Annotated in this window: 11 protein-coding genes; all 11 read left to right on the top strand. The window is 63.0% G+C overall.

Annotated elements, in window-relative coordinates:
- Nucleotides 1-13: 13 nt before the first annotated feature.
- The 11 genes from LKX83_RS28130 to smpB all read left to right on the top strand — a co-directional run bounded on the left by LKX83_RS28130 (nt 14) and on the right by smpB (nt 16,139).
- A complete protein-coding gene (locus LKX83_RS28130) occupies nt 14-928 on the top strand; it encodes a carbohydrate ABC transporter permease (RefSeq protein ID WP_227886165.1) in 915 nt (304 codons plus the stop codon).
- Nucleotides 929-965: 37 nt separating this feature from the next.
- On the top strand, nt 966-2,291 hold the full coding sequence (locus LKX83_RS28125) for a glycoside hydrolase family 125 protein (RefSeq protein WP_227886164.1): 1,326 nt from the start codon (nt 966-968) through the stop codon (nt 2,289-2,291).
- A complete protein-coding gene (locus tag LKX83_RS28120; RefSeq protein ID WP_227886163.1) occupies nt 2,284-5,451 on the top strand; it encodes an alpha-amylase family protein in 3,168 nt (1,055 codons plus the stop codon). The genes LKX83_RS28125 and LKX83_RS28120 overlap by 8 nt, the downstream gene beginning before the upstream one ends.
- Nucleotides 5,452-5,470: 19 nt before the next feature.
- Complete coding sequence (locus tag LKX83_RS28115) at nt 5,471-8,275, top strand: alpha-mannosidase (protein WP_227886162.1); 2,805 nt, start codon at nt 5,471-5,473, stop codon at nt 8,273-8,275.
- A 737-nt stretch (nt 8,276-9,012) separates the two neighbouring features.
- Complete coding sequence (locus LKX83_RS28110; RefSeq protein ID WP_227886161.1) at nt 9,013-9,783, top strand: sugar phosphate isomerase/epimerase family protein; 771 nt, start codon at nt 9,013-9,015, stop codon at nt 9,781-9,783.
- A gap of 135 nt (nt 9,784-9,918) precedes the next feature.
- A complete protein-coding gene (locus LKX83_RS28105) occupies nt 9,919-10,059 on the top strand; it encodes a hypothetical protein (RefSeq protein ID WP_227886160.1) in 141 nt (46 codons plus the stop codon).
- A gap of 194 nt (nt 10,060-10,253) precedes the next feature.
- On the top strand, nt 10,254-10,382 hold the full coding sequence (locus LKX83_RS34050) for a hypothetical protein (RefSeq protein WP_255654956.1): 129 nt from the start codon (nt 10,254-10,256) through the stop codon (nt 10,380-10,382).
- A gap of 154 nt (nt 10,383-10,536) precedes the next feature.
- Nucleotides 10,537-10,773, top strand: coding sequence for a preprotein translocase subunit SecG (gene secG, locus LKX83_RS28100; RefSeq protein ID WP_227886159.1), 237 nt, complete (start codon nt 10,537-10,539; stop codon nt 10,771-10,773).
- A gap of 127 nt (nt 10,774-10,900) precedes the next feature.
- Nucleotides 10,901-13,990 (top strand): ribonuclease R, encoded by a 3,090-nt coding sequence (gene rnr / locus LKX83_RS28095; RefSeq protein ID WP_227886189.1) that lies wholly within the window; start codon nt 10,901-10,903, stop codon nt 13,988-13,990.
- Between the two features lie 227 nt (nt 13,991-14,217).
- Nucleotides 14,218-15,147 carry an aspartate carbamoyltransferase gene (gene pyrB / locus LKX83_RS28090; RefSeq protein ID WP_227886158.1) on the top strand — a complete coding sequence of 310 codons (930 nt, stop codon included), beginning with the start codon at nt 14,218-14,220 and terminating at the stop codon, nt 15,145-15,147.
- Nucleotides 15,148-15,653: 506 nt separating this feature from the next.
- A complete protein-coding gene (smpB, locus tag LKX83_RS28085; protein ID WP_227886157.1) occupies nt 15,654-16,139 on the top strand; it encodes an SsrA-binding protein SmpB in 486 nt (161 codons plus the stop codon).
- Nucleotides 16,140-16,393 lie beyond the last annotated feature (254 nt).

The raw sequence follows: 16,393 nt of genomic DNA, 5'->3' as shown, positions 1-16,393 counted from the left end.
AGGAGTTCGACCTATGGCATCCATGACGCGTTCGCGCGACTTTCATAAGCTCTCGCTTGCCTGGAACGTCTTTTTTAACTTGATCGCCGCCATCATCGCCATCGCCTGCGTCTTCCCGTTCCTGTTCGTCACCATCATTTCCTTTACGGACGAGAAAACGCTGGCGCGCAACGGCTACTCGCTGTTCCCGAAAAAGTGGAGCGTCGACGCCTACACCTACCTGTTCAAAGCCGGAGACCAACTGCTGCGTTCTTACGGGGTTACGATTTTCGTTACGGCGGTTGGCACCGTGATCAGCCTCGTCTTTATTTCGCTGTTTGCCTACGCCATTTCGCGCAAAGGCTTCAAGTACCGCAACTTCTTCGCATTCTTCGCGTTTTTCACGATGTTGTTTAATGGCGGCCTCGTACCGACGTATATCGTGGCCACGCAGCTGCTCGGCCTGCAGAACTCGATCTGGGCACTTATTCTGCCGATGGCGGTCAACGCCTTCTACATCATGATCATGCGGACGTTCTTCGTGACGATGATCCCCGACGCCATCATCGAGTCCGGCAAGATCGACGGCGCGAGCGAGCTCGGCATCTTCCTCCGGCTCGTGCTGCCGCTCGCGCTGCCGGGTCTCGCGACGATCGCGCTGTTCAGCACGCTGGGCTACTGGAACGACTGGTTCAACGCCCTGCTCTACATCGACAAGCCGAGCCTCGTCCCGCTGCAATCGATGCTGATGCGGATCGAGAACAGCATGCAGTTCATCCTGCAGAACACGAACAATCCGTCGCTCGGCGTCGGCATTCTGCAGTCGATGCCGCAGGATACGTCGCGCATGGCAATGGTCGTGCTCGCGACCGGACCGATCGTGCTCGCTTATCCGTTCTTCCAACGCTATTTTATTCAAGGGTTGACCGTCGGCGCCGTAAAGGAATAATCGGCCCGACGACCCGCCTACGGAGGTCATGACGACGATGGAACAATTCAGACTGCCCAAGATCGAGATGCCGGAGCTGCCGCTGCCGGCGGCGATTCGGGAGGTGCTGGAGGAAGCGGAACGCCGCCTCGCGCACCGTCCGAAGCTGCTGCGGCTGTTCAAAAACTGCTTTCCGAATACGCTCGAAACGACGACCAAGCTGCTGGACGACGGCACGACGTTCGTCATCACGGGCGACATCCCGGCCATGTGGCTGCGCGACTCGGTCGAGCAGGTCATCCACTACGTTCCGTTCGCCAAGGACGACGCCGACCTGCGCCGGATCATCGGCGGGCTGATCAAGCTCCATATGCGCAATATCCGCATCGATCCGTATGCCAACGCGTTCAACGAAATGGCGAACGACTGGCACTGGAACACCGACGACAAAACCGACATGTCTCCCTGGGTATGGGAGCGCAAGTTCGAGCTGGATTCGATCTGCTTCTCGATGCGCCTCGCGTTCGCCTACTGGAAGGCGACGGGTTCGGCCGACATCTTCGACGCCGACTTCAAGGCGGCGATGCGCGCCGCCGTCGATCTGTGGAAGACGGAGCAGCGCCACTTCGAGCGGTCGCCATACCGGTTCGAGCGGGACAACGGCATCATTACGGACTCGCTCATGAACGACGGCATCGGCATGCCGGTCAACTACACGGGCATGATCTGGTCGGGCTTCCGCTCCAGCGACGACGCGTGCGAGTTCCACTACAACATCCCGGCGAACATGTTCGCCGTCGTGACGCTCCGGCAAATGCGGGAGATCGCGGAGTTCGTGTTCCGGGACCTGTCGTTCGAGAAGGAGATGGCGCGTCTGGAGCTTGCGATCGACTACGGGATCAAGCTGTACGGCATCTACCGCCATCCGGAGTTCGGTCCGATCTACGCCTACGAAACGGACGGCTACGGCAACCACGCGCTGCTCGACGACGCAGGCACGCCTGGGCTCGTCTCGATCCCCTATCTAGGCTACGTCGGCGCGGACGATCCGGTCTATCAGAATACGCGGCGCTTCGCGCTGAGCAAGGCGAACCCGTTCTACTACGAAGGCGCCGCGGCCAAGGGCATCGGCAGCCCGCACACGCCGCCGGGCTACATCTGGCACATGGCGCTGTCCATGCAGGGACTGACGGCGGCGACCGCCGAAGAGAAGCTCGCAATGATCGCTATGCTCGAGGCGACGGACGCGGACACCGGCTACATGCACGAAGGCTTCCACTCCGACGATCCGAACACGTTCACGCGCAAATGGTTCGCCTGGTCCAACAGCCTCTTTTCGCAGCTCGTCTACAAAGCGATGCAGGAGGGATTGCTCGATGCCTAACCTGTCGGCCGACAACCTTGCTTCCCCATCCCATACGATTTTCTTTTATGACGCCTCCTTCCCGGGGGCTTTGTCTCTTGATGCGCCCGGCTTGGACGCGCTCCGGTCGCTCGGCGCCGTCTCGGACGCCGAGGAGCTCGCCGCGCGGCTGAACGAAGCGCCGGGCGGCGTCTTCGTCTCGCTGCACGCGCCCTATTTCCCGGCGGACGCCTGGGAGGCGATCCTTGGCTTTCTGAAGCGGGGCGGCGGGCTCGTGAGCGCGGGCGGCGCCCCGTTCCGCATGCCGGTGCGGCGGGCGGACGGCGTCTGGCAGGCGGAGCCGGAGACGACGGCCTATCACCGCCAACTGCGCATCCACGAGATGCTGCACGTGAAGCGCGAGCCGATCGACCGGCTCGCGGCGCTGGCGGACATCCCGCTCTTCGCGGGCTGCGAGGACCTGTTCGACGTGTCCGGCACGTGGAATCTCGTGCCGCACGTGACCAAGTCAAGCGATCTCCCGCATCAGATGGGTTCGGCCGGTCCGATGGACGCGCACATTTACGCGCTCCTGAAAGGCGTCTCGGCTGATGGCCGGGAAGTTGCCGCACCCGCCGTGCTGTGGGAGAACACGAAAGGCGACTTCGCGGGCGGCCGCTGGCTGTTCGTCAACCAGCCGCTCGGGCGCGGCTTCGCGGAGCGCGGCGGGGTCGAGGCGCTCGGCCGCTGGGCGGCGTTTTGCGCCGCAGGAACGACCGAGCTGTGGCTGAAGCCGGGCTACGCCTCCTACGAGCTGCACGAGCGGCCGAGCCTGACGCTGCAGGCGCAGCGCCTGGGCAGGGGAGCGGCCGGCTCCCGTGCGGCGAAGGCGACGTGGACGTTCGCCATCGCGGTGACGCACGAGCGCACGGGCGAGCAGGTGTATGCCGGCTCGCAGTCCCTGGAGGTCGGCGAAGCGCTGGAGATCGCGCGTGTGCCGCTGCCGATCGAGCTGCGGAGCGGCTACTACGCCGTGACGTGCGAGGCGACGAGCGACGAGGGCGAATCGCGTACGCTGCGCCAGGGCTTCTGGGCGGCGGACCCCGCGCTGCTGCGCGAGGGCGACAAAATCCGCGCCGGGCGCGACTACTTCGAGCGTGACGGCCGTCCGATGCCGGTCGTCGGCATGACGTACATGACGTCCGACGTGGCGCGCAAGTTTTTGTTCCTGCCGAACGCGGCCGTCTGGAACCGCGACATGGCGCAGATGGCGAAGGCGGGCATCAACTGGATCCGCACAGGCATCTGGACGGCGTACCGCAACGTGATGCAGGTCGACGGCCACGCCTCGGAGGAGGTGCTGCGCGCGATCGACGCCTTTATCCTGACGGCGAAGAAGCATGGCCTGCAGTTGACGTTCACGTTCTTCTCCTTCACGCCCGAGACGTGGGAGGGGCGCAATCCGTACCTGGATCCGCGCAGCGTCGAAGCGCAGAAGCGGTTCGTGCGATCGATCGCCGCCCGCCACCGCGACACGACGAACGTCGATTGGGACCTGATCAACGAGCCGTCGATGTTCGATCCGCCGCGCATTTTCTCGGACGGCCCGCGGTCGAGCCGCGATCCGTACGAGCAGGCGGCGTACGCCGAGTGGCTGGCGCGCCGCCACGGCTCGATCGAAGCGCTGCAGGCGCGTTGGAGCATGACGCCGGGCGAGCTGTCGGATTTCGCGAGCGCGAAGATCCCGGAGCCCGAGGAGATCAACTTCGACGTGCAGGATATGCACCAAGGCAAAAAGGGGACGCGCTGGCTGGATTACGCGCTGTTCTCCATGGAAATGCACAATCGCTGGGCCAAGCAGCTCTATGACGCGGTCAAGGACGTCTGCCCGGACCACCTCGTCACCGTCGGTCAGGACGAAGCGCTCGGCGCGCAGCGGCCTTCCCCGTTTTTCTACGGAGAAGCGGTCGATTACACGACGGTGCACTCTTGGTGGCTGAACGATTACCTGCTCTGGGACGGCGTCTTCGCCAAGACGGCGGACAAGCCGAACGTGGTGCAGGAGACGGGGATCATGTACGTCGAGACGCCGGCTGGCTTCGCCAAGCGGTCGGAGGAAGAGCTGCGCGCCATGCTGGAGCGTAAGTATGCCTATGCTTTCGCGGCGGGCGGAGCCGGGGCGATCCAGTGGATCTGGAACACGAACTTCTACATGGACAACGCCAACGAGTCGCACATCGGCGCGCTGCGGGCGGACGGCACGGAAAAGCCCGAGGCGGACGTCTCCTACGACTTCGGCGCGTTCATGGCGGAGACGCGGGATTTGTTCCGCGATCGCGCCCTCGAGGACGTTGCCGTGGTGTTCCCGTATTCGAACGACTTCTCCAACCGGAAGCTAGCGTTCGACGCGACGACGCGGGCGGCGCGGGTGCTCGGCTACGAGCTGAACGTGCCGTTCCGGGGCGTGTCCGAGTACGATCTGGCGCCGCTGGAGACGGACCCGGCCAAGCTGATTATCCTGCCTTCGGCGCACAACGTCGACGACGCCGCGTTCGCGCGGCTGCTGGACATCGTGAGCCGGACGGGCGCGACGCTGCTGCTCACCGGACCGGCGGGTCTAGACGCCTACTGGCGTCACGGCGACCGCCTGTCGGACGCGCTGGGCGCGCGCAAGCTCGCCAACGTCGTCCGCGAGGAGCGGCTCGCGATCGGCGAGCGGACGTACCCGGTTTCGTACGGGCACCGTCGGATCGCCGAAGTGATGAAGGAAGTGCCGGCCGGGGAGGCCGGAACCGCGGAGGTTGATCGCGTCGTCGCCGTGCCGCACGGCCGGGGCCGCATCCTGTGGAGCCCGCTGCCGGTCGAGCTGAACGAGCGGAGCGACACGGTCGCGGCGCTGTACGCGTACGCGCTCGAGACGGCCGGCTGGCAGCCGGAGATGACGTGGGCGCGCGGCGGCGACCTGCAGGGTGTCTACGGACGCAAGCTGTCTTTCGCCGACGGGGCGCTGTACGTCTTCGTCTCGGAGTTCGCGCGGGACGCGGAGATCGAGGTGCGGGACGCCGGGACGGGCGTGCAATACGGATTTACGCTGGAACGGGAACGCGCCGTCCTGTTCGCGACGGATCGGGCGGGCCGCGTGACCGGCGTGTACCGGCCGGACCAAGTCGCCGTGCGCGCCGAAGGCGCAGCCGAAGCTTAAAGAGGAGGGGAGCCGAACGATGAATTCGATGAACGAACGGGGGGCCGAGGCGTCTGCCGACGCCGTACAAGGTGAGCGCCGCCAGGCGCACATCATTTCCCACACGCACTGGGACCGGGAATGGTACTTGCCCTACGAAAAGCATCACGTGCTGCTGATCAAGCTGATGGATACGCTGATGGACACGCTGGAGCGGGACCCGGAATACCGGAGCTTCCATCTCGACGGCCAGACGATCATTTTGGAAGATTACCTGCAGGTGCGCCCGGATCAGCGGGAGCGCCTCGAGAAGTGGGTCCGCGAAGGCCGAATCCAAATCGGCCCGTGGTACATTCTGCAGGACGCGTTCCTGACGAGCGGCGAAGCGAATCTGCGCAACCTGCAGATCGGCCACCAGGACGCCGGCCGCTACGGGACGATCGCACGCGTCGGGTACTTTCCCGACACGTTCGGCAACATCGGGCAGGCGCCGCAAATCCTGCGGCAGGCAGGCATTGATAATGCGGTGTTCGGCCGCGGCGTGAAGCCGACCGGTTTCAACAACACCGTAGCCGACTCGGCCTACGAATCGTCGTTCTCCGAGCTGATCTGGGAAGGCCCGGACGGCTCGCGGGTGCTCGGCATCCTGTTCGCGAACTGGTACTGCAACGGCATGGAGGTTCCGACCGACGAGGCGGAAGCCAAGGCGTACTGGGAGCGCAAGCTGGCCGAAGCGGGCAAGTACGCGTCGACGGGACAGCTGCTGTTCATGAACGGCTGCGACCATCAGCCGATCCAGACGGACCTGTCCGAGGCGCTGCGCGTGGCGCGCCGGCTGTATCCCGACACGGACTTCCTGCATTCGAGCTTCGAGGAATACCTCGCCGCGCTGAACGGCGCGCTCCGGAACGACCTGTCGGTCGTGAAGGGCGAGCTGCGCAGCCAGCGGACGGACGGCTGGTCGACGCTCGTCAACACGGCCTCCGCCCGCGTGTACCTCAAGCAGATGAACCAGCGCGGGCAGTCGCTCCTGTCCGGCGTGGCGGAGCCGCTTGCGGCGTTTGCGCACACGCTCGGCATGGCGTATCCGCATCACCTGTTCACCTATGCTTGGAAGACGCTTATGCAAAACCATCCGCATGACAGCATTTGCGGCTGCAGCGTCGACGAGGTGCACCGCGAGATGGTCGCCCGGTTCGACAAGAGCCGGCACGTCGCCGAGACGATCGTGGACGAGGCCAAGCAATTCGTCGCCGAAGCGGTGGACACGACCACCTTCGCCGCGTACGGCGAGGACGCGCTGCCCCTGGTCGTGCACAACACGACGGGCTGGCGGCGCAGCGGCGTCGTCGAAGCGGAACTGGACGTCGCCCGCATTTACTACCGCGACGGCCTCGCGCCGAACGAGATGATCGGACGGATGAAGGCGATCGACGTGAGCGGGCGGACGCTGGTCGACGCCGAAGGCCGTGTCGTGCCGCATACGATGACCGATCTGGGTCTGCAGTTCGGCTATGATCTGCCGGACGACAAGTTCCGCCAGCCTTACTGGACGCGGCGCGTGAAACTGACGTTCGAAGCGGCAGACGTGCCCGCTCTCGGCGTGAAGGCGTACGGCTGGGTGAAGACGGCGGCGGGTAATGAGGTCGCTGCGGATGCCGGCACGGCCTCCCTGGTCGACGGCGGCCGGACACTCGACAACGGCGCGCTGCGCGTCGAGGTCGCGGACGACGGCACGCTGACGGTCACCGACCGCGCCACCGGGCGCACGTATCGCGACCTGCTCGTCTACGAGGATACCGGCGACATCGGCAACGAGTACATGTACAAGCAGCCGGACGGCGAAACGGCGCTTACGACACGCGGTCTCGCGGCCGATATCCGCGTCGTGGAGGACACGCCTTACCGCGCTTCGATCGAGATCGTACACCGCTGGGCCGTTCCGGCTTCGGCGGACGCCTCGTTCGAGACCGAAAAGCAGGAAGCCGTCTACTTCCCTGAGCGCAAGGCGCAGCGCGTCAGCGAAACGGTGCCGCTCGTCATCGCGACGACGGTCAGCCTGGAGCGCGGCGGCCGAGGCGTCCGCATTCGCGCCGCCTTCGACAACCAGGCCAAGGACCACCGCGTGCGCGCGTTGTTCCCAACCGATCTCGACGCCGCCGCACACCGCGCCGACGCGATCTTCGAGGTCGCGGTGCGCGACACCGTGCCGGCCGTCGAATGGGAAAACCCGAGCAACGCGCAGCATCAACAGGCATTCGCCGACGTGAGCGACGGCCGACAGGGCCTCGCCATCGCGAACTTCGGGCTGAACGAGTACGAAGTGCTGCGCGACGGGCGCAATACGATCGCCGTCACCCTGCTGCGCTCGGTGGCGGAGCTGGGCGACTGGGGCGTCTTCCCGACGCCGGAAGCCCAATGCATCGGGCCGCACGCCGTCGAGCTCGAGATTATCCCGCATGCGGGAGACGGCGCGACGGACGGCGCATTCGCCGAGGCCTATCAATTCCAGGTGCCGTGGACGGTCGTTCAGACGGGCGTTCACGCCGGCCCGCTGAAGCCGGCGGACGCGCTGCTGGCTTGGACGGGCGAAGGCGTCGCATTCTCGTCGGCGAAGATCGCCGAGGAGAGCGGCGATCTGATGCTCCGGTGGTACAACCTGCGCTCCGAGTCGGCTGAGCTGCGCGTTCGCACGGCGGGCGGCGCCTACGAGAGCGACGTGCTCGAGCGCGTCGGCGAGGCGCTGCCGGCGGGCGAGGACGGCTCCGGCTTCGCGGAGACGCTGGGCGCCTGCGAGATTTTCACCGCGGGCATCCGGTTTCCCCGGGCCGGCCGGAACGGCTGAGGCGAGGCGCAGAGCGTTCACGCGGGATCAGAATCGCCAAGGCGGCTGTCCCCTTTGTTCGGGGGGGACGGCCGGCCTTGCCGGGCGAACAAAAGGACTTCCTCTTCCGCGATTGCGCGGAGGATGGGGGTCCTTTGTTTGATTTGAGGGAAGCGGGATTGATGATGGGCGCATGCGCGCGTCTTCCGCAGGCTTCATTTCTCCCACATTGCGGAGAGGCGGCGGTCGGGCATCGATGTAGGTAGTTAAACTACTCACCTTGCGGCGAAATGGCGGTCGAGCGTCGATGTAGGTAATTAAATTACTCACCTTGCGGGGAAGCGGCGGTGGAGCGTCGATGTAGGTAGTTAAACTACTCACTTTGCAGCGAAATGGCGGTGGAGCGTCGATGTAGGTAGTTAAACTACTCACCTCGCGGCGAAATGGCGGTAGAGCGTCGATGTAGGTAGTTAAACAACTCACCTCGCGGCGAAATGGCGGTAGAGCGTCGATGTAGGTAGTTAAACTACTCACTTTGCAGCGAAATGGCGGTGGAGCGCCCGATGTACGGAATGAAACGCTCTCTATGCGAATAAGAGCCGGGTGCGCTGCTCTCTTGGGCGGCATCAGGCCACACGTCCAAATGCCATAAGAACTGAGCCAAAACCGTACTCGCAACCGCGGGTGGCTAAAGCCTATAATGAGGGGAGAATGCATGCGCTTGCAGCGCGTGCAAATCCGACCTTGGAGGTTATCCCATGAGCAAGCCGCAAGTAGCGATTCAGCTGTACTCCGTACGTGACCGCAGCGAAAAGGACTTCCTCGGAACGATTCGCGAGATTGCCGAGATCGGATACAAAAACGTCGAGCTGGCCGGCTACTACGGCGTATCGGCGAAGGACCTGAAGCAGGCGCTGGCGGCCGCCGGCCTGAACGCCAACTCCGCGCATGTCGGCCTCACCGTGAACGAGCCGGACAAGCTCGTCGACAACCTGAAGCAGCAGATCGATTACGCTCTGGAGCTCGGCATCAGCCGTTTTGTCGTGCCGTGGTATCCGCTCGCCGACAACCCGACCGAGGACGACATCGCCAAGTTCGCGGCTACGCTGGAGCAGGCTTCGGACCTCGTCACGGCTGCCGGCCTGCAGTTCGGCTATCACAACCACGCCTTCGAATTCAAGCCGGCCTATGACGGCAAGCTCGTCATCGACCACCTGTTCGAGCGCTTGCCGGCGAGCAAGCTGTTCGCCGAGTTCGACCTCGGCTGGGTCAAGGTGGCGGGCCAGGACCCGGCTGCTTATATCGCCAAGTACGCAGGCCGTCTGCCGCTCGTGCACGCCAAAGACTTCAAGGAAGACGGCAACGACACGGAGATCGGCAAAGGCTCCGTCGACTGGGATTCCGCGCTGGCGGCGGCGGAGAAGGCCGGCGTCGAGTATGTTATCATCGAGCAGGAACGCTACGACGTGAGCTCGCTCGAGAGCGCGAAGCTGAACTACGCTTGGTTCAAGGAGCGCGGCTGGATCTAAGGCAGGCAGACTTCGTCCCATGCAAAAAAGAGCCGAGAGGAGACCTCCTCTACGGCTCTTTTTGCTGCGAGATCAGGCTAGAATGGCGCGAACATAGGTAACGACCTGTTGATAAAAAGGAGATGATGGGTTAACTTGTCCGACTACCGCAGCGTTCCGGTAGGCAAGATCCACGGATTTGGATTGCTGTCGCTGATTTCCAAGCCGAGACCGGAGAAAAGCGAGCCTTATGAGGATATTTACGACGATGGGCCTGCAGGAGATGAGATCGTTTAATGGCGATAACAGGAAACGTAGCTCGTGGGAGTATCGTCTGGTTAAATCTGAACCCGCCGCGCACAGAGCACGAACGAATTTGTCACACTTCCCCCGGGGTGAACTAAATCTTCGGTGATCGTAGTCCCCGTGATCTCGCCTACTCTCTTCGGCACTGGAAACAATACCCCCTCGATTCCATCTCGAAGGTTGGGATGCCGAATGGCGGCCGCCGGGTGCGGGAGGGGCTGGCCAAAGCGGACTCGGTCCCCGGAGGCGGCCACGTCAGCTCCGCGAAGGCAGACCTGGCAATGGACGAAGCCAAGCAGATGGACGGCGACTAAGAGAAGATGCGCCCCTTTTTCTTCCGCGCCGACGCGCTACGGCAGCTTGTACGAAGACGGTTGTCACGTTGCGGGGCTTATGGTACAATGAAAATACTGTTTTTGTATTGATCGGACTGCGACAGTTGTTCCGGCATCTCAGGAGGTGGAAGCAGTGGAAATTGCTTTGAAAATTATTTTGGTCATTTTCTCGCTGGGCTTGATCGGCGTCGTCCTGTTGCAACGCGGGAAGAGCGCGGGTCTGTCGGGCGCCATCTCGGGTGGTGCAGAGCATCTGTTCGGCAAGCAGAAGGCGCGCGGCCTGGATCTGTTGCTGCAGCGTGCAACGATCGTGCTGGCGATTGGATTCATTATCCTGTCTCTGATCGTCGCCTACGTCGTAAAGGCGTAATTAGCGGATCAACGAAGCGGGGAGCGAAGGCTTCCCGCTTTTTTTGTGCATACCCTCGGGCGCGTATCCCGATTGGGCTGCGGCCAAAGCGTGTATACTAAGGGAAGACGAGGTGATGCAGGTGCCATTGTGTACGGAGCAGGAATTGCTGGACTTCATGTTAGAAAGTGCATACAAGCCGATGACGTATCAGGAGCTGGAGAAACACTTCGGCATTGAAGATGCGGCGGACTTCAAAGTTTTCCTGAAAATGCTGACCGACCTGGAGCAGGACGGCAAGGTCATGCGTACTCGTTCCGACCGCTATGGCGTGCCGGAACGGATGAACTTGCTGCGTGGGCGGCTTCAAGCGCATGCGAAGGGCTTCGCGTTTTTGCTGCCGGACGAGCAGGACCACCCAGACGTTTATATCCATGCCAACGACCTGAAGGGCGCGATGAACGGGGATACCGTCCTTGCCCGCATCACCTCCAAGAGCGAAAACGGCGCTCGCATGGAGGGCGAAGTCGTGCGCATCGTCAGGCGCGCGGTGACCCAGGTCGTGGGTGTGTTCGAAAACCATGAGAGCTACGGCTTCGTCATTCCTGACGACAAGCGGATCAACAAGGACATCTTCGTCCGGCCGACGGGCTTCTTCGGCGCGGTAACCGGCCAGAAGGTCGTCGCGAATATTATCCACTACCCGGAAGGCCGCTCCGCGGCCGAGGGCGAGATTGTCGAGGTGCTCGGGCACAAGGACGACCCGGGGGTCGACATCCTGAGCATCATCCGCAAGCACGGTCTCCCGGAAAAATTCCCCGAGGAAGTCATGGACGAAGCGGACGCCGCACCGGACTCGATCACCGAGGAGGAGATCGTGCGCCAGGGCCGCCGCGACCTGCGGGACAAGGTTATCGTCACGATCGACGGCGAAGACGCCAAAGACCTGGACGACGCGGTGAATGTCGAGCGCCTGCCGAACGGCAACTATCTGCTCGGCGTGCATATCGCCGACGTCAGCTATTACGTGCGTGAAAATTCGCGTCTCGACCTGGAGGCATACAACCGCGGCTGCAGCGTTTACCTGGTCGACCGGGTCATCCCGATGCTGCCGCACCGGCTGTCGAACGGCATCTGCTCGCTGAATCCGAAGGTGGACCGCCTGACGATGTCGTGCGAGATGGAGTTCGAGCCGAAGTCGATGCGCCGGGTGCGCCACGACGTCTTCACGAGCGTCATCAAGACGACGGAGCGGATGACGTATACGAACGTGCGCAAGATCCTCGTGGACGAGGATCCGGAGCTGCTGGAGCGCTACGCGCCGCTCGTAGACACATTTAAGACGATGCAGGAGCTCGCCATGGCGCTGCGCAGCCAGCGGATGCGCCGGGGCGCGATCGATTTCGACTTTCAGGAGTCCAAGGTCATCGTGGACGAGGAAGGCAAGCCGGTCGACATCGTCAAGCGCGAGCGCTCGATCGCCGAGCAGATCATCGAGGAGTTCATGCTGGCGGCGAACGAGACGGTGGCCGAGCATTTCCACTGGCTGAAAGTGCCGTTCGTCTACCGGATCCACGAGGAGCCGGACGGCGAGAAGCTGACGACCTTCATGCAGTTCGCGGCCAACTTCGGCTACGCCGTGCGCGGCAAGGGTAACTCCGTCCACCCGCGGGCGCTGCAGACGCTGCTCGAGGAGATCAAGGACACGAAGGAAGAGACCGTCATCAGCACGATGATGCTGCGGTCGATGAAGCAGGCGAAGTACGACGCGCAGAGCCTTGGTCACTTCGGGCTCGCCGCGGAATTCTATACGCACTTCACGTCGCCGATCCGCCGTTACCCCGATCTGATCATTCACCGCGTCATGCGGGAGGTGCTGGAGAACGGCGGGGCGCTGCCGGAAGACCGCTTCGAGAAGCTGGCCGTCCGGATGCCGGACATCGCCCAGCAGTCGTCGGAGCGCGAGCGCGTCGCGGTCGACGCGGAACGCGACACCGCCAAGCTGAAGAAGGCCGAATTCATGCTCGACAAGATCGGGGAGGAATTCGACGGCATCATCAGCGGCGTGACCGGGTTCGGCATGTTCGTCGAGCTGGAGAACACGGTCGAAGGCTTGATCCGTCTGAGCGATCTGACGGACGATTATTATCATTTTCACGAACTGCACATGGCGCTCATCGGGGAGCGCACGTCGAAGATCTACCGGATCGGAGACGAGGTGCGCATTCGGGTAGGTCGGGTGAACATGGACGATTATAACATCGACTTCGAAATGGTCGACATGAAGCCGCGCGGCGCGGGCCGCGTGAACTTTATCGGCGCCAAAGTCGGCGCCGGCGCGCCCGGTTTCGGGCGCGGCAAGGGCAAGAAGCGCCGCGGCGGCAGGCAGGATGCCCCGGCGGCGGCATTCGGCGGCGCCGAGCCGGCGGGACGCGGCGGGCGCGACGGCGGCCAAGTTGCCGCGGGCGGACGCGAAGCGGTGCCGGCGAGCGCAGCCGGCGGAGCCTCGCAGGGCCGCAGCGGCGGGCGCAAGCAGCGGCCGGGCAAGGCCGAGCGCCAGGCCAAGCGGCAGGAGGCCGCTGAGCGCGGCGGCGCGGGTCGCGACGAGTTGGGCGAGTTCGCGAACGCGGTCGTGCTGGCGCGGCCGATGCGGCGCGGGCAAGGCGAGGCGTACAGCGAGGAGGCGTCGAGCGGCGGTGACGCCGGGTTCGCGCCGCGCGTCGATGCGCGCGCGCAGGAAGCGGACGGCGTGAACCGCGACTCGGCGGACTATATCCCGGCGCCGGTTCCGAAAGGCAAGAAGCCGAAGCTCGACATGTGGGGTCTCCCCTTCACGACGCGTCGATACCAGGACGACGATGAGGAGGAGCGCTTCTACGGCGAGAAGAGCCAGCTGCGCCGCGAGCGCAGCATGAACCGCACGGCGGGCGGCCGCAAGGGCGGCAGACCCGGTGGCCCGAACGGCCGCGGCAAGCCCGGCGCGGGCAAGCCGGGTGCCGGCGGCAAGGCGGCTGGAGCCGCTGCCGCTACTGCCAAGGCGAACAAGCCGGGGCGTGAGGGCGGCGGCAAAGGCCGCGCGGGCAAGAATCGGCAGCAGACCGCGTCGGCCACGGCCGTTGCCGTAGTGGATCAGCAGACGGCGGCGACCTCGGCTTCGGCCGAGAACGGTACCGGCGGCAACGGCGGAAAGCCGCGCCGCCGGCGCAGCAAGCCCAAGGCGCCGAAGGAACAGCAATAGCGATCAGAGGGAGCTTACCGGCGGTTGCCGGGGGCTCCCTTTTTCGAGGAAGGGGGACGCAGTGATACGATGCGATGTTTACTCCGTTTAAGATTGACGCCGTTAACCGCCGTTTCTCGACCGGATTTTCGACGAAATGCCATTAGACAATCCGTTCCTAACCGGGTAGGATAATACATGGTGTGAATGGGACGCGCCATGGGCGCGTTAACGGGAGGAATGGACGAATGGCAGACCAATTGTATCACGTGCTCGGAGCCAAGCAGTTCTCGCGGGCGGAGCTGGAGGAGCTGTTCGCGTCGTCCAAGACGATGGAGGACATCGTAAAGGCGGGCGGCGACCGGCGGTACGCGGGACGGATCATGACGACGTTGTTCTTCGAGGCCAGCACGCGGACGCGGCTGTCGTTCGAATCGGCGATCTCGCGCCTCGGAGGCACGGTCATCGGGACCGAGAACGCGGCGCAGTTTTCCTCCGCGATCAAAGGGGAAACGCTCGAGGACACGATCCGCATCATCACGGGCTACAGCGACATTATCGTCATGCGTCATACCGAGATTGGCGCCGCCAAACGAGCGGCGGCCGTATCCGGCGTACCGGTCATCAACGCGGGCGACGGAGCGGGCGAGCATCCGACGCAGGCGCTGCTCGATGCGTACACGATCCAAAAGGAGTTCGGACGAATCGACGGGCTCAAGATCGCCATGGTCGGCGACCTCGCCTACGGGCGTACGGTGCACTCGCTGAGCTATATGCTGGCGAATTTCAAGGACGTCATGATCTACTACATCTCCCCGGAGAACGTACGGATCCCGGCCAACGTCAAGCGTTATATGGAAGAAAAGGGCGTCCGCTACGAGGAGGCGAACGACCTGAACGCGGTAGCAGGCTCCATCGACGTGCTGTATCAGACGCGAATCCAGAAGGAGCGGTTCCCATCGCCGGAGGAGTACGACAAAGCCGCGGGCCAGTACATCGTGGACGTCGATCTGATGGGCCGTATGCGCAAGGACGCCATCGTCCTGCACCCGCTGCCGCGCGCCGGCGAGATCGCCGAAGCCGTCGACAGCGACCCGCGTGCCGCCTACTTCCGCCAGGCGCAGAACGGCCTGTACATCCGGATGGCGCTCATCGACAAGGCGCTCGGGGGCAAGTGAGAGTAGGTTAGGGAAGGCTAGGGCTTGTTGGACAAGCTTGTGCAAACTTGTACAAACTTGTCTCATCGGTGCCTAACCTGCCTACCGGATTGGACGCTGGTTTTCGCTCGACGTCGACTGTGGCGTGGGAGCGGTAATTAAATGCAGATGTACATCTAATTTAAGTGCTTTGGCGGGTTTGTGCGATTTAGTTGCAATCGTACATCTATTTTGGCTCGAAAAACCGGATTTGCACATATGAGCATCAATTAGATGTACTTTTACAACTAATCGTCTATTTCGCCGGGAAAAAGCCTGAATTAGATGTATAAATGCAACTAAATGGACACTGAAGCTGGTCTTCATGAAGTAGTTCCGCATCGCGCTGCCTTTTGAAGTTGGATCTGCATGATGCTGAAGTACGTGCTTCCGTGTCATCGATGAAAAGTGTTGCGATGCTCAGTTGTATGCCGTTCAAGCGGCATGATATAATGAATGTCTGGCTATCGTAACGGAGGTGAAGTAGGGTGCCGAAGAACAAAGACCAGTTCCACAAACCGCTCGCGCAGAACAAGAAAGCTTCGCACGACTACTTCATCGAGGATACGTTCGAGGCGGGAATGGTGCTGACGGGCACGGAGATCAAGTCGCTGCGCGGCGGCCGCGCCAACCTGAGTGACGCGTTCGCAACGATCCGCAACGGCGAGCTGTTCCTGCACAACATGCACATCAGTCCGTTCGAGCAGGGCAACCGCCACAATCCGTCGGACCCGACGCGCGCCCGTAAACTTCTCATGCACAAGTCGCAAATTCTGAAGCTGCTCGGTTTGTCCAAGCAAGAAGGTTACACGATCGTGCCGCTAAAGGTGTACACGCGCAACGGATACGCCAAGTGCCTGATCGGATTGGGCAGAGGGAAAAAGAACTACGACAAACGCGAATCCGCCGCTAAAAAGGATGCCCAGCGCGACATCCAGCGGGCATTGCGCGAGAAGCAGAAGGTGTCCCGATAAGCCCGATTGGGCCTAAAGGCAGCGATCGCCAAGCTTCCCAGCAATGCAGAGCGGTAATCCGCGTACGCTTATGGTATACTAAAGTAGCACGACCGATGCACGAACTCACTGCCTTAGCCGGCGGTGCCTAGGATCCGCATCCAATCGCCTCAAGAGGCGGCGATGCCGGCTTCCCATTTTGGGGGCGTTTATGGATTCGACGGGGATAGTTCGAGCATGGGTTGCGGGTAGTGGGGACGCGTCCGCTTCATCAA

The sequence above is a fragment of the Cohnella baijiui genome (assembly GCF_020731285.1).
Lineage (GTDB): Bacteria > Bacillota > Bacilli > Paenibacillales > Paenibacillaceae > Cohnella.
This window is presented reverse-complemented; position numbering and strand designations above follow the sequence as displayed.

Bases quoted from the DNA above. Each gene is read 5' to 3' on its own strand.
- LKX83_RS28125 (WP_227886164.1), top strand. From the start codon at position 966: ATGGAACAATTCAGACTGCCCAAGATCGAGATGCCGGAGCTGCCGCTG.
- LKX83_RS28120 (WP_227886163.1), top strand. From the start codon at position 2,284: ATGCCTAACCTGTCGGCCGACAACCTTGCTTCCCCATCCCATACGATT.
- pyrB (WP_227886158.1), top strand. From the start codon at position 14,218: ATGGCAGACCAATTGTATCACGTGCTCGGAGCCAAGCAGTTCTCGCGG.
- LKX83_RS28115 (WP_227886162.1), top strand. From the start codon at position 5,471: ATGAATTCGATGAACGAACGGGGGGCCGAGGCGTCTGCCGACGCCGTA.
- LKX83_RS34050 (WP_255654956.1), top strand. From the start codon at position 10,254: ATGCCGAATGGCGGCCGCCGGGTGCGGGAGGGGCTGGCCAAAGCGGAC.
- LKX83_RS28110 (WP_227886161.1), top strand. From the start codon at position 9,013: ATGAGCAAGCCGCAAGTAGCGATTCAGCTGTACTCCGTACGTGACCGC.
- LKX83_RS28130 (WP_227886165.1), top strand. From the start codon at position 14: ATGGCATCCATGACGCGTTCGCGCGACTTTCATAAGCTCTCGCTTGCC.